The sequence below is a fragment of the Mesorhizobium sp. RIZ17 genome, assembly GCF_051127865.1.
In the GTDB taxonomy this organism is placed as follows: domain Bacteria; phylum Pseudomonadota; class Alphaproteobacteria; order Rhizobiales; family Rhizobiaceae; genus Mesorhizobium; species Mesorhizobium humile.
This window is the reverse complement of the sequence record NZ_CP147861.1, coordinates 3,024,027-3,036,988: the sequence shown is the minus strand read 5'-3', so window position 1 is coordinate 3,036,988 and position 12,962 is coordinate 3,024,027. Positions and strand designations below refer to the sequence as shown.

Genomic DNA, 12,962 nt, shown 5'->3' with positions numbered 1-12,962 from the left:
TCTTTCGTTTTGTTGCGGTGTCATTTCCAGGCGTTGAGGAATTCGACGAGCCGGGCCAGGCCGGTCGCGAGTTTTTCAGGTGGAATTCCATAGGACAGGCGCAGGCCGGCGGGGTCACCGAACGCGGTGCCCGACACAGCTGCGACGCCAGCTTCGGCAAGCAGAGCCGTCACGATATCGTCGGCTGTCGTTGAGGCGCCGTCTTCCGATCCCGGTCGCAGCAGATGGGAAAGGTCGAGATAGAAATAAAAACCCCCTTGCGCCCTGGCGACCGGGACACGCGTCAACGAAGCAAGCACGTCGAGGCCAGCCCGTCTGGCGCTTGTCAGGCGTGAACGCAGCTTGCTTTCATAGTCCGAGCCGCCCCTTTGCAAATGGGCGAGTACCGCGTGCTGGGCAATTACGTTTGGATTCGAGGTAGTGTGCGATTGCAGGGCCTTGACGGCATTGATCACCTCTTTTGGACCCGCCAGATAACCGATGCGCCAGCCGGTCAATGCCAGTGATTTGCTGAAGGAATTGACGATCAGCGCGCGTGCTCGAATTTCGGGGGCGACCGAGACGATCGGATGGTGGGTATGATCCTCATGCACGAAGTCGCCATAGCACTCGTCGAAAATGATCCACAGGTTGTGGCTGACCGCCAGTTGAGCGATGGCCATCAGGGTCTCAACATCGTAGACCGCACCGGCCGGATTGCTGGGCGTGTTGATGACGATCGCCCGCGTGCGCTCGGTGACTGCGTCCTTGATGTGCTCGGGGCGCGGGACGTAACCGTTGGATTTGGTGTCGACGAAGACTGGTGTCCCGCCGGCGATTAGCACCTGGGCCGGAAACGTTGTCCAGTAAGGCGCCGGGATGATGACCTCGTCGCCCGGGTTTAGCAGCACCATTGCGGCATTGAACAAGGCCTGCTTTGCTCCGGACGTCACGGCAACTTCCTCGGCCTTCCAGATCTGTCCGGTATCGAGGGAGATCTTCCGCGCCAGTGCCTCACGCAGCTCCACCATGCCAACCGTATCGGTATAGCGATTGACGCCCTTATTGATGGCGTCGATCGCGCCGTTTTGAATCGTGGGAGCAAGCTCGCTCCAGATCTCGCCGGCGGTCAGATCGATGATCTCCTTGCCGGCATCGGCCGCCGCTTTTGCGGCAGCGCGCGCCGCGGCGGTACCCGATGTGCCAAACAGGTTTGTCCGATGCGCAAGCATGTGCGCTCCCGTTTTCGTTTGCTTTCAAAAGACGGGCTGGGCCTGCTACCGCACGCCGGTCGCCGTCTGCGGCAGATACTTCTCTTCCGCCGCTGAGAGTTCCTGGTAATTGAGCAGATCGAAGAGTTCATCGAGGGTCGCCACCTCGTCCTCGATACCGGCGATACTTTCTTCGCGAAGGATGCGGTCGCAGACCTGGCGCATGGCCGATATCGCCGCGCGCATGTTGTGGTTCGCCCAGATGACCGTGGAGATTCCGGCCGCCCGATACGCGGAGACCGGTGTGCGGTAATATTTCGTAGGCACGATCACGACCGGAAGGCGGTTCTGCCAGGCGCGCGTGAAGGCGAAAATCTGCTCAGCGTTGGACTTGCGGGAATGAATTAGAATAGCATCGGCGCCCGCCTCAGCGTATGCTTGTGCCCGCGCCAGCGCCTCATCCTCTCCATGGCCGGCGATGAGCGCCTCGATCCGGGCGACCAGAACGAACTCCGCATCCGGCACTTGGTCCTTCACCGCCTTAAGCCGGCCGCAGAACTCGGGAATATCGGCCAACGGGTGCCGATCACCAACGAACGAGTTCATCTTCGGGAACGCCGTGTCCTCGAGACATATGCCGCTCGCACCACGTTGGCGCAGCTTGCGGGCGACCAAACGGGCATTGTTGAAGTTCCCGAACCCGCTGTCGCCGTCGACGAGGACTGGAATGTCCACCATGTCGGTGATTCGCTCAACGACATCGACGACTTGGGACCAGGAAGCTTCGTTAGCATCTCGATATCCGAGGCTGGACGAAATCGTGAGGCCGGACGCCCAGAGCGCCTTGAAGCCAGCGCGCTCGGCAATCGCCGCCGAAAGGCCGTCATGAGCTTCCATTGCGAAGGCGAGTTCACTGGACGCGATCATTCGGCGCAAGCTCTCGCGCGTCTGCGCACCAGACTGCCTCTCCACCATGCGGTCTCACCTCCACCGACGCTATCCAGCCGACAAGCCTGTCAACGCTGCCGCACGAAGTACTTTCAGTGACGCACGCTCTGCCCACCGATCGGCGATCTGCCACTGTCGTGCGCCCATACAGAATCAATGAAGCAAGGCGCGTGCCGAATTGGCGTACCCCTGCGCCGCACCAGTTCTCCATACCGGCGGCCCAGATCCCCTCTCGACCCTTGGTCGGGCTTCCGACATCTTGGTCCAACTTCGGACACAAGAGGGGTAGCGGAAGTGGCTTCTCGTCTACGCCGTGGCGGCCGTCCCGTCAGGCTGCCGATCAACGATCGCAAGCGAGATGGCCCAGAGAGCGGAAGACCGCGATCCGTGCAGGCAAGGTGACCGACGGCGTTGGTCTTCGATCCCGGCAATCGCCAGGCGGCTTGATTATTTATCCATGCCTCATGGACGAAGTGTCGAGCATCGGCATGCGAGATTTCAGCTCCCCCAGTGGCCGTTCCGAACTTCAAGCCTTGACCTGACCAAGCGACTTGTTGATCGCTGGAATGATCTTGTCTCCCCAGAGCTCAATCTGGCGCAGCATCGTCTTTTGGTCGAAATCTCCCAATTGGGTCTGAATTGCGATCTGGTCCGGCTTCAGGATACTTATCTCTTCCAGCAGGCGATCGATGACGCGACTTACGCTGCCGATCGGCAGGTTCTGGCGCATGGTCTCGAACGACAGATCCTGCTGCGTCGGTGTTTCCTGCAGCAGATAGCCGTCCCGACTCTGCTGGCGGCGCTGATGAAGTGCTTCAGATAGCCGGCGCTGGAAGCGGGCGTTGTCAAGATAGCTGTCGATCTCCGCCTGATCGTCGCTGGCATAGCAGCAGCGCAGAAGCGCTATCTTGGCGGCCGTGACATCCTTACCCCGCGAAGCCGCCGCCGCCTCGATGGTCTCACGCAGCGCTCTCACGTTCTCCAAGCCGTTGTGGAACGCCGTCACGAAAAGATTGTGGCCCTCACGATAGGCCCGGCACATGCTTCGCGCGGACCCGCAGGCGATCCAGATCGGTGGGGCTGGCCATTGGATGGTGCGCAGCGAAATCGCCGTTAAAGGTATCTTCTCATACTGGCCATTGTGCTCGAAGACCTTCTGGTTAAGGCCCTTGAGAAGGATATCCAGGTATTCCGCAAACACGGCCGGCGCCTGATCGACATCGACGCCGAAGCGCTCGAACTCGAACTGCTGGTATCCCGAGCCGACGCCGAGTTCGAGGCGGCCGTTCGAAACGATATCGGCAAAGCCGATCTCGGAGAGCAGGCGCTGCGGTTGATATAGCGGCAGCACACACACACCGGTGCCAAGGCGAATGGTGCTCGTAAGGCCAGCACAGTGCGCCACCATCATCAAGGGCGAGGGAACCAGGCTGTAATTGTTGAAGTGGTGCTCGGCGAACCAAGCGGTGTTGAAGCCAGCCTGCTCCGAAGCGATTGTCTGTTCTATGGAGTTACCGATGACGCTGTCGCACGATTGATGATAGCCTCGCTGGGCCGCCAAGATGAACGTCGCGAATTCCATGGCGTGTCCCTCGTTTACACAAAGTGGCCAATCAAGCCTTCGACTTGTGCCGATTGCGGGTGGGCCGCGGTATCGATCCGGCCTGGCGGCGACGTAGTCGACGATCTTGCGCAAAGCCGCTTATCGTTCGGCGGCCGCAGGCAAGCGCCAAAACCTGGCTAGTGATTCGACCCTGATGACGAGTTTTCCGTCACCGATGAAGACGATCACTTGGCAAGCCGCGCTTGGCACGTGCCATGCAGCCGCAGTCTCAATCCTCGAACCTCATCGGCTTCCACGAACCGCAACCCGTCGCCGGCGAACATTCGACGGATCCGTCCGCAGCCTTCGTTGGATCTTCTTGATCGGTTGACTGGGCGTTTCGCGCGTCAGCCAACGAGGTCAAGCCGCCGTCCACGTAGAGGGTCGAGCCGTTTACGTATGAGGCATCAGGCGAGGCCAGAAAGAACACTGCCTCGGCGACGTCTTCGGGCTCTCCCATCCGCCCCATCGGGATGCACCGTGTGATCGTTACGGAATCGATGCAGCCGGACTCGACCAGCTGAGCAATGTCAGGCGTCCGGATGTAGCCAAGAGCGACGGTGGCCGTTCGAATGCCGACCGACCCGAGTTCGGCCGCCATGCACCGGGTCAGAATGTTCATACCCGCCCTGGACGCCCCATAGGCATGGCGCGGCACGAAGGGCAGGAAACTATTGATCGATCCAAGATTGAGGATTACGCCGCCGGCGTTCATCGACTTGATCGCCTCGCGCGCGCAGGTGAAGGTGCCGGTGAGATTGACGTCCAGTACCCGCTCGATCTGTCGCGGGATTTCGATCCCTCGCACAAACGTATCGGCAATAGCAGCACAGTTGACGAGGATCTCGATGCGACCGAAGCGCCCCCGTATTTCCTCGAACAGGGCCACCACCTCGCTCTCGACCGCCAAGTCGACGGATTTCGCCACGTGCCTGCCGCCCAGCAAATCAGCGAGTTCTGCCGCCCCAGCACCATCTTTATCAGCAATCACGACTGTGTCGGAGTTCGCGGCAAAGCGGCGAACGACGGCGGCGCCTATACCGTTCGCGCCGCCCGTCACGACCACTGTGCGCGCGCCAGTTCGTTCGGCCGGCCGGAAGAGTTCGGCTCGAGGCGTCTCGTCGACCGGCGGGTGCGCGTCGCCCGGCTGGTTGAACGACATCCAACCGCCGTCGACCGTCAGCACCGATCCTGTGATGTAGCCCGTCTGTGCGCTGGCCAAAAAACGCACGGCCCGAGCGATCTCGTCGGGGCGCGCCATTCGCCCCATGGGCACGCGGCGGCGCACGGCCGCGAGGTCCATCTTGCCCGCACGTTCCAGTTCCGCCATCATCGGCGTGCGCACGTATCCTGGCGCTACCGCCGTTATGCGGATGCCGCGCGAGGCCCACTCGCATGCAAGCGATCTCGTGAGAGCGATCAAGCCTGCCTTCGAGCTGGCATAGGCGTTGCGCTTGGGATTGCCGAGCACGCCCGCCAGCGAAGCGACGTTGACAATGGCAGCGCCGGGCTGCATGCGCCTCGCCGCTTCGCCGGCCATGATGAAAGGCCCGATCAGATTTGTTGCCAGCACGCGTCGGAAGGCCTCGAAACCGGTGTCGATAGTCGCAGCCATGGCGGGTCCTATCGCCGCGTTGTTGACGAGAACATCGATTTTCGCGAACTGCGCTTCGATGCGGCCGTATAGGGCGACAATGTCCTCTTCTCGTGAGACATCGCATTCGAGGCCCAGATGCGGATGGCCGAGACCGCCGGCCAGTTCAAGAACGCCGCTGCCAGGAAGGTCCACCGCAACGACGATGTCTCCATCGGCGGCAACGATCTCGACCAGCGCACGGCCGATTCCGCCTGCCGCTCCCGTTATGATGACGACCCGTCCTGCCTGCTTCATATGAACCTCTCCGCAGCCAGCGTCAGAGATATCGACGCGAGTCAGCCGCAAGACCGGTCGCGGACGTCCTGGTGACGGCGAGTTTCCATACCGGGTAGACGTGTTGCGTTCCGCGACCGCTCCCGCGACGCGGCTCCGCAACTGGGAGCCTTGGAAAGCATTGTGGTGACATGCATGGCATTTTCATTTTGATGACGAGCTGCGGCGCTTCCTGAGCGCGTAAACCGGGTCATTGGGATGCGCTGCTCCGATCGGTTGCCGCAAGCCGAACCGTTCTGCCTCGGGGACCGCTGGTGGGGTCTGCTCTTCGATCCAATCGTAAACGACGGTCCGTTCGGCAATGCGCCACGCCCCTTCCCTCTTCTGAAAAAGATCGCAGTAACGGCCGCAGAGAAGCACCTGGCGTGCTTCTCCGTCATTGTCTGGTCCGCGTTGCAGCGCGGTGAAATAGCTTTCGACCACGGCCTCCGACGGGTCGATGAATTCGATCAAGACGTTCGTGATCTGGTGGATTAAGCGCGGTCCGGTTTTGAAGAGACCAAGCGCAAACTCAAAGAAGCCCTCGGCTGAGCCGCGATAGGCACCGTGATTGTCATGCGCATCGGGCCAATATGCACTGCGCAGCGCAGCCTCATCCGCGCGGTCTATGCCGCGGCAGTACCGATAAAGGCAGTCGCGGATCGCCTCGCGGTCGCGCAGTTCGGTGATTTTTGCCTGGCCCATCGCTCTGTCGCAAATTTGAGATTGGAAGAGGCGTTTCGTGCCTCTAGGTGCGTGCAAGGTCGAACCGATCGGCAACTGAAGAAGCCAGAACGGAGACGAACTTCACGTGTCGCGTGCGTGTCATTGAGGTCTCGATGCCGGAGAGGAGGTAGGCAGGGAAGCGGCCGGACATCTTGCTTTGCGGTGTGGGGCCACGTCTCGTCGATTCCACCTAAGCTTCCCCAGTTCTTGGTTGCATGGCGGCTGGTTCGAACCGCGCTGCCGAGGTGCGATCGACTTCCAGCGCACGTTCGGGGCAGGATCGCGCGCCTTGTGACGCAAGCAGTTGCTCCCCCTCCGCAACCTGAATGTCACCGGGCAGGATGTAGCCATCGTCATCAAGCTTGAAGATGTCCGGCGCTTGCGCCCAGCATCGCGCGTGACCCTGGCATTTGGCATTGTGGACGATAATGCGCATAGCGGTGCCTCCATTGTCTTGGCATGGTTCGGCGATGGTCATGACCAGTCCAGGATCAGATTTTCGATCCCGAACACATGGCCGCCACAGGTGATGGGCGCTGTACCCTCCTTGATCCGGAAGGTCGGTATGCGCGCCAGCCACTCCTCCAGGCCAATGACAATCTCGCGCCGGGCAAGGTGTGAGCCAAGGCAACGGTGGGGACCATAGCCAAAGGCGGCGTGGGGGTTGTGCTCTCGCGCCAGATCGACCGTGTTGGGGGATTCGAATTCCTCCGGGTCGCGATTTGCAATCATCGTGGCGCACGAAACATAGTCCCCCTTTCGGATCGGCGCGCCTTCGAAGTCGATATCTTTCGTAGCCACGCGGATCAACTGAATGGGCGGATAGGCCCGCAGCAACTCTTCGGTTGCGAGCAGGATGCGGTCCGGTTCGCTGCGCAGCAGTTCCTGATCCTTGAGGTTGCGCGCTAGATAAGCCAGGTCAAAGCCAATAGCTGCTGCGACAGTGTCAAGTCCCGCGACGAACACAAGCACGCCGATGCCACGGATCTCCCCGTCGGTTAGCCGGCGGCCCTCGATCTGTGCCTGCACGATGAAGGTCATGAGATCGTCGACCGGATCCTTGCGGCGATTGGTTGCAAGTTCATCGATGAAAGCCACAATCTTGCGGGCAGCCACAGGTCGTTCCACATCGTCGCCGTGGAGCAGATCTTTCGCCCAGCCGACAAATGTATCGAGTCCCTGATCCGGCAACCCCAGAAAGCGAAGGAAGATGCTGACAGTGAACGGAAAAGCAAAATCCTTCATGACGTCGCAGCTCGTGGCCGATGCGGTGATCCGGTCGATCAGGGCTATCGCTCGCTCACGGACAGCCGGTTCCAGTGCCGTCACCCGCTTGGGCGAAAGCAGCGGACTGAGCAGTGAGCGAAATGCGCCATGGGCCGGTGGATCGAGCTCAAGCGGGATCGTCGGCCAGGTTTCGCCCAGTATGGAGGAGAAGATGCTGCGATGGCTGGAAAAAGTTTCAGTGTCCTGCAGCACCTTACGCTGGTCTGCGGCGCGGGTGATGACCCAGGTGCCCCGGCCATCTTGCGTGTTGTAGGGGGAATAGAAGATCGGAGGCCCGTCATGGGCACAAGCGACGGCTGCGTGTGGATCCCCGTTGGGCGTTGGTGGCATGCCTGGCGATGTGAACAGGCTGAAGTCTCTCACCATTTCGGGCGGGACATGATCTGGAACCGGGTTGATCGCCATTGCATTTCTCCTGCCGTCTAACCACTAACCAGGCCGCGCACCATGGCATCTTGGTCATCTAAAGAGCCGACGAGCGAAATCGTCGGAGACGCGGCGTTTTCCAGCTTCGAACGGCGAACCGGAATGAAGCTCTTGCTCCACAGCGGTTCGGGGTCGATCATCTCTTCGAGGATATCCGCAGCGCGGCACGCGAAAGACCGGTTGGCCGCCGAAGTGCTCGCCGGTCTCCTCAAGCGCCGGCGAGAGGACAGGAGCAAGCACATTCTGGTCGAACCGTATCTGCAGGTCGATCGGTGGCCATTGGCCGGTGCCGGGCGGTTGTGACGGTGACGCCAGTCACGCCGGTCGATATTGCATTCCGCGGGCAATGCCGTGTCGGATAGAATCTGAACTGACGCTGACCTGACATGTCGTCTTCCTTCATTGCCTTGGGCGCGATATCACTCACGAATGGACGCCAGTCGGTATCTCCTGCCGTCTCACATGAGAGCTTCAAAAGTCGTGCCGACGGCGCGGAAAGAGCCCTGCAGGAGATTTTCTTCATATCATTCAACAGCTTGAACGAATGCGCAGCCGCAAGCCTGGCGGAGCAAAGCCGTGTCCCGGACATGACAAACCCGACAGCAAAGTCGCGGCAGCTTCAAAATGCTCCGAGAGCACAAGGCGGCTTTTTCCGTCACCTTGGGACCGTGCCCGCCTCACGCAAGCGCGGTTCAGAAAATCACATGGCCAGCTTGCTAATGGACGTGCTGGCTTTTTTGTACCCATTGTCGATTTCGAAGCTGTCTCGCGAGCGTCGATAGGGCGAAGCGCGTGGGCTCGTCAGCCGTCTCAATCCTGAGAACGGAGGCTATAGGGACCTCGTCAGGTAACCCCGATCGACTCCTGTCCCTCGTTCCGAGTTTGAGCCCCAGATTTTCGCTTCGTATACGAGCCACCTGTTCTCCGCGCCGGCGACCTGGCGACCCTCCGGTCCGACTTCCGACATTTTTGTCCAGCTTCGGACAAAGAGGGTCGCGGCTTGATACCCACAAAGGGGATCCCCTCCGCCCAGAGCCCACGATCAGGTGATTATGGGCGCGCTCGGTCTCGGCGAAGGCATGGTTCTGGCCGCTCAAGGCAAAGAGGGTCGCTGCAAAAAACAGTGTGAACCCAAGCCTGAAAATCAAATGGCATGGTGCTTGCGTCGTACTCGGCAGAACCCATCACAAGGTGGCCAGGAGTAAGACCATTGCTGACATCGCGACGCCCCGTACAAGCGCGTACCGTTCTCGTTGCCGCGGCAAATCGAGAGCTCGTTTCTTCAGACGCCCGTGCTTGCGAGCGGTTTTGCCATGGCTGATCCAGGGCCGACACAAAACGCGCGGCGCCCGGCCGAATTGCCGGCCGCGGTCGATGCCGTGTCAGTTTCAACCGAAAAAGCAGCGCACCAGTTTTCCTCCAGGAGCACATTGATGACCGTCAAAAAAAAGGTTCCTTTCGTCACCTTTCGCACGCGTGTTCGCGATGATTCCATCGAGGGGCCAAACCCGTACCGCTGGGAAGACAAGACATCCGACGACTATTTCCGCGGCAAGCGCATCATCCTGTTCTCGCTGCCCGGTGCCTTCACCCCGACCTGCTCGACCTTGCAGTTGCCCGATTTCGAAATGCTCTACGACGAGTTCGAGAAGGAGGGAATTGACGCGATCTACTGCGTTTCCGTCAACGATGCCTTCGTCATGAATGCCTGGGGCAAGGCCCTGGGGCTGCAGAAAGTCCAGCTCATCCCAGACGGCTCGGGCGAGTTCACCCGCAAGATGGGCATGCTGGTTGCCAAGGACAATCTCGGCTTCGGCATGCGCTCCTGGCGCTACGCTGCCGTGATCAACAATGGCGTAGTGGAGCAGTGCTTCGAGGAGGACGGTTTCTGCGACAACTGCGAGGCCGACCCCTATGGCGTATCGTCGCCGCAGAACGTCCTTGAAACGCTGAGAGCCGCCAAAGCCGTGACGGCCTGATCTAGACGAGTCAACGTCTCGAAAATCCCCTTGCACAAGGCGAAGGGTCGCTCGGTAGGAGTTTCACGCTAGCCATGGAGTCCTCAGCAAGCCTGCTTCAGCGTCAGAAGCAATCGTTGGTTTTGACGCCGCAAATGATGGAATCCATTCGCCTGTTGCAACTGGCGCATCCCGAACTGCATCAGTTCGTCGAGCAGGAAATCGAGAAGAACCCCTTTCTGGAACGGGCCTCAAACCGGGCGCCGAAGGACATTCCGTCGATTTCGGCCGGGAATCCGCGCATCGGGCCGACCACGGGCGGAATATCGGATCGGGCCTCGCAGTGGAAATCAATCCGCGGCAAAAACAATGTCCAACAGGGGGGAAACCATGCGTTCGAAGATTCCTGGACGTCCATCGAAACATTGCACGACCATGTCGCTCGTCAGATCGCTCTCAGCGCATTCGCGCCGCTGGAGCGGCGAATAGCTGGCGAGCTTGCCGGCCATCTGGAAGACACCGGATACCTTCCGGTGAACCTTTCGGAACTGGCCCGCAGCCTGAATGTCCGAGAGGCTGTTGTGGAACGGGTTCTCGGAACCTTGCAGCAGTTCGATCCACCGGGTATTTTTGCGCGAACTCTCAGCGAATGCCTTGAGATACAATTGCGGCAGCTGGACAGGTTCGACCCGGCAATGGCAGCGCTGGTCGCCAATCTTGAAGCGCTGGCGCGACGCGATTTTCAAACATTGAAGCGCCATTGCGGTGTCGATGAAGAAGACCTTCTCGACATGTTGCACGAAATCCGCGCGCTCGATCCCAAGCCTGGAAACCGATTCCAATCCGGAGGGCCTGAATCGATCATTCCCGACGTCTTGGTCCAGCCCTCTCCCGGAGGTGGGTGGCAAATCGAACTCAATCCAGACACGCTGCCCAGGCTGCTGATGAACCAAAACTATTTTGCCCAGGTTTCCCGCCTAAGCGCCCAAAATTCGAAAGACCAGTCGTTTCTCAACGAATGCCTCCAAAACGCGAACTGGCTAATCCGCAGCCTTGATCAGCGCGCCAAGACGATCCTCAAGGTAGCGGCTGAAATCATCCGCCAGCAGGACGCCTTTTTTGAACATGGGGTCGCCCACCTGCGGCCTCTCAATCTCAGGACTGTCGCGGATGCGATCAACGTGCACCAGTCGACGGTAAGCCGGGTGACGTCGAACAAGTACATGCTGACCCCGCGCGGCGTGTTCGAACTGAAGTACTTTTTCACTGTCGCGATCGGCTCCTCGGAAGGCGGCGACGCTTACTCCGCCGAAGCTGTCCGCCATCAAATCAAGGCGATGGTTGCCGTGGAATCGCCCAACGAAGTGCTTTCCGACGACGACATCGCCACCCGGCTCAAGGAAACCGGGATCGACATTGCTCGCCGCACCGTTGCGAAATATCGTGAGGCGCTCAACATCCCGTCCTCCGCGCGACGTCGCCGGGAAAAGCGCGTACGGCTTCGATGCCAATCAAGCCCGGGCGGCGGCGACGAAAGCGGCTCTTAATCCAAAGCTAACCCGTTCTTGATCCGTGCCAAGTGGCTTTCGCCTTCCTCCGGGCCAAAACAGCTTTCGAAATCGCGGCATTCCTGACAACTGGGCGCGGTGCATAGCGAAAAGCCTTCAGCCTCGCAGAGCTTACGATAGAAATACTTCTTCCATTTCATGTTTTTGGTGTTGCCGGCCGCCAGCGCCGGGAAATGTCTGGCCATCAAGCGGCTGAGTTCGGCCCTATTGAAAAGGCCAAGGTCCTGCCACAGATGGTCATTGCGCAAACTGCGCCTGGCGATGATCTTGGCGAAGAGGGTGCTCGCCGGATCGCCTGGCCTGGCATGCCCAATAAGCAAGCCGCGCAGAAGCCCTTCCTCCATATCCGGCTCGGGATCGGTCAGCTTTTCCAGCGCGAAGGCGTTGACGGGAACAGCCGGGAAATAGCGTGTCATGACATCTCGCAGGTCGGCACGCGAAAGGCCGGTTGCTTCGGTCGCGGTCGCCTTGCCGGCCTCGGCCTCCTCAAACGCGAGGTAGAAAACACAGGCAAGCGCATGCCGGTCGAACGCCGCCGCCTGGTCTGTCGGCGGCCATTGGCTGGTGCTGAAACAGCCACGGTGATGGGCGAATGTGGCGCCGTTCTGCTGGTCTTGTCCCCAGCTCATGCAGCAAGCTTGTCGGCCGCAAGGTGGGTCTGGCAGTTCTTCGGGCAGACGCGGCCGCAGGCGCCGCAGCCGATGCAGCGGCCGGCATGGTCGACGATCATGACCATGCGGTTGAGCTCGCCGTCGAAGTCGTCGTCCTCGCCCGCGCAGATGCCGAGGATTTCGCCTGCGTCATCGACGCCATGAAGGTGCATGACCTCGCGCGAGCGGACCTTGAAGCAGCGGCCGCAGCCAATGCAGGTCGCGCCATCGATCGCCGTCAGATAGTGCGGCGTCCAGGGAGAGCCGTCGCGGGTGACAAAAGCGCCCGTCATTGTGAATTCTCCAACGCCGCGAGTTCTTCCTTTGCCGCATCCAACTCGGCAAAAACCTCGAAGGCTTTCCAGGCGACTGCCTCGATCTCGGTCCAGTTGACCGGAAGGTCCTCGGCAAGGTCGTGCAATTCCATCTTGGCGGCTCCCGCGCGCGACTGCAGCTTGCGGACCTTCTTCTGCAACAGCGCAAGCTCTGACATGATCAGGTCCGTATCCTGCACCTTCGAGTTCGGCATAAGAGCGGTTGAGCGCAGACGACAATCAAGATCTTGTTCCCGACGTCGACGCGGGCGGTGAGCGCATATTGTGAGGGTGTCGATTTGGCGACGCCCCTATGCCAGAGAAGGCGGATCTCGCGTGGATCCGGCGCGTTGCTTTCCTTCGCTCCATTGATCGCATCAACC

At 60.2% G+C, this 12,962-nt stretch carries 13 protein-coding genes; 2 read left to right on the top strand and 11 right to left on the bottom strand.

Features of this window, described 5'->3' with window-relative positions:
• Positions 1-20: 20 nt before the first annotated feature.
• The 8 genes from WDX12_RS14660 to WDX12_RS14625 all read right to left on the bottom strand — a co-directional run bounded on the left by WDX12_RS14660 (position 21) and on the right by WDX12_RS14625 (position 8,229).
• The gene (locus WDX12_RS14660) at positions 21-1,211 is read right to left on the bottom strand and encodes an aminotransferase class I/II-fold pyridoxal phosphate-dependent enzyme (protein WP_434725328.1); all 1,191 of its coding nucleotides are present in this window, start codon (positions 1,209-1,211) and stop codon (positions 21-23) included.
• Between the two features lie 45 nt (positions 1,212-1,256).
• Entirely contained in the window at positions 1,257-2,165 is a 909-nt protein-coding gene (gene aepX, locus WDX12_RS14655) for a phosphoenolpyruvate mutase (protein WP_434725327.1), read from the bottom strand.
• A gap of 499 nt (positions 2,166-2,664) precedes the next feature.
• A complete protein-coding gene (locus WDX12_RS14650) occupies positions 2,665-3,720 on the bottom strand; it encodes an LLM class flavin-dependent oxidoreductase (RefSeq protein WP_434725326.1) in 1,056 nt (351 codons plus the stop codon).
• 250 nt (positions 3,721-3,970) lie between these two features.
• Positions 3,971-5,632 carry an SDR family oxidoreductase gene (locus WDX12_RS14645; RefSeq protein ID WP_434725325.1) on the bottom strand — a complete coding sequence of 554 codons (1,662 nt, stop codon included), beginning with the start codon at positions 5,630-5,632 and terminating at the stop codon, positions 3,971-3,973.
• A 183-nt stretch (positions 5,633-5,815) separates the two neighbouring features.
• Positions 5,816-6,355, bottom strand: coding sequence for a nuclear transport factor 2 family protein (locus WDX12_RS14640; protein ID WP_006333835.1), 540 nt, complete (start codon positions 6,353-6,355; stop codon positions 5,816-5,818).
• A gap of 211 nt (positions 6,356-6,566) precedes the next feature.
• Positions 6,567-6,812 carry a ferredoxin gene (locus WDX12_RS14635; RefSeq protein WP_027056547.1) on the bottom strand — a complete coding sequence of 82 codons (246 nt, stop codon included), beginning with the start codon at positions 6,810-6,812 and terminating at the stop codon, positions 6,567-6,569.
• A gap of 38 nt (positions 6,813-6,850) precedes the next feature.
• Positions 6,851-8,068: a cytochrome P450 gene (locus tag WDX12_RS14630; RefSeq protein WP_434725324.1), complete on the bottom strand. Its 1,218-nt coding sequence runs from the start codon at positions 8,066-8,068 to the stop codon at positions 6,851-6,853.
• 17 nt (positions 8,069-8,085) lie between these two features.
• The gene (locus WDX12_RS14625) at positions 8,086-8,229 is read right to left on the bottom strand and encodes a hypothetical protein (protein WP_434725323.1); all 144 of its coding nucleotides are present in this window, start codon (positions 8,227-8,229) and stop codon (positions 8,086-8,088) included.
• Between the two features lie 1,293 nt (positions 8,230-9,522).
• On the opposite strand from WDX12_RS14625, the gene WDX12_RS14620 reads away from it, so the two are divergent.
• Together WDX12_RS14620 and rpoN are read left to right on the top strand one after the other, a co-directional pair.
• Complete coding sequence (locus tag WDX12_RS14620; RefSeq protein WP_434725322.1) at positions 9,523-10,068, top strand: peroxiredoxin; 546 nt, start codon at positions 9,523-9,525, stop codon at positions 10,066-10,068.
• A 74-nt stretch (positions 10,069-10,142) separates the two neighbouring features.
• Positions 10,143-11,594 (top strand): RNA polymerase factor sigma-54, encoded by a 1,452-nt coding sequence (rpoN, locus tag WDX12_RS14615; protein ID WP_434725321.1) that lies wholly within the window; start codon positions 10,143-10,145, stop codon positions 11,592-11,594.
• On the opposite strand, the gene WDX12_RS14610 is transcribed toward rpoN, so the two are convergent.
• Genes WDX12_RS14610 through WDX12_RS14600 form a run of 3 tightly spaced genes read right to left on the bottom strand, consistent with a single transcriptional unit; the run spans position 11,591 to position 12,758 of the window.
• Positions 11,591-12,244 carry a nitrogen fixation protein NifQ gene (locus WDX12_RS14610; protein WP_434725320.1) on the bottom strand — a complete coding sequence of 218 codons (654 nt, stop codon included), beginning with the start codon at positions 12,242-12,244 and terminating at the stop codon, positions 11,591-11,593. The genes rpoN and WDX12_RS14610 overlap by 4 nt on opposite strands.
• Positions 12,241-12,558: a ferredoxin III, nif-specific gene (fdxB, locus tag WDX12_RS14605; protein ID WP_434725319.1), complete on the bottom strand. Its 318-nt coding sequence runs from the start codon at positions 12,556-12,558 to the stop codon at positions 12,241-12,243. The genes WDX12_RS14610 and fdxB overlap by 4 nt, the downstream gene beginning before the upstream one ends.
• On the bottom strand, positions 12,555-12,758 hold the full coding sequence (locus WDX12_RS14600; RefSeq protein WP_434725318.1) for a CCE_0567 family metalloprotein: 204 nt from the start codon (positions 12,756-12,758) through the stop codon (positions 12,555-12,557). Before WDX12_RS14600 ends, fdxB begins: the two co-directional genes overlap by 4 nt.
• Between the last annotated feature and the right edge of the window lie 204 nt (positions 12,759-12,962).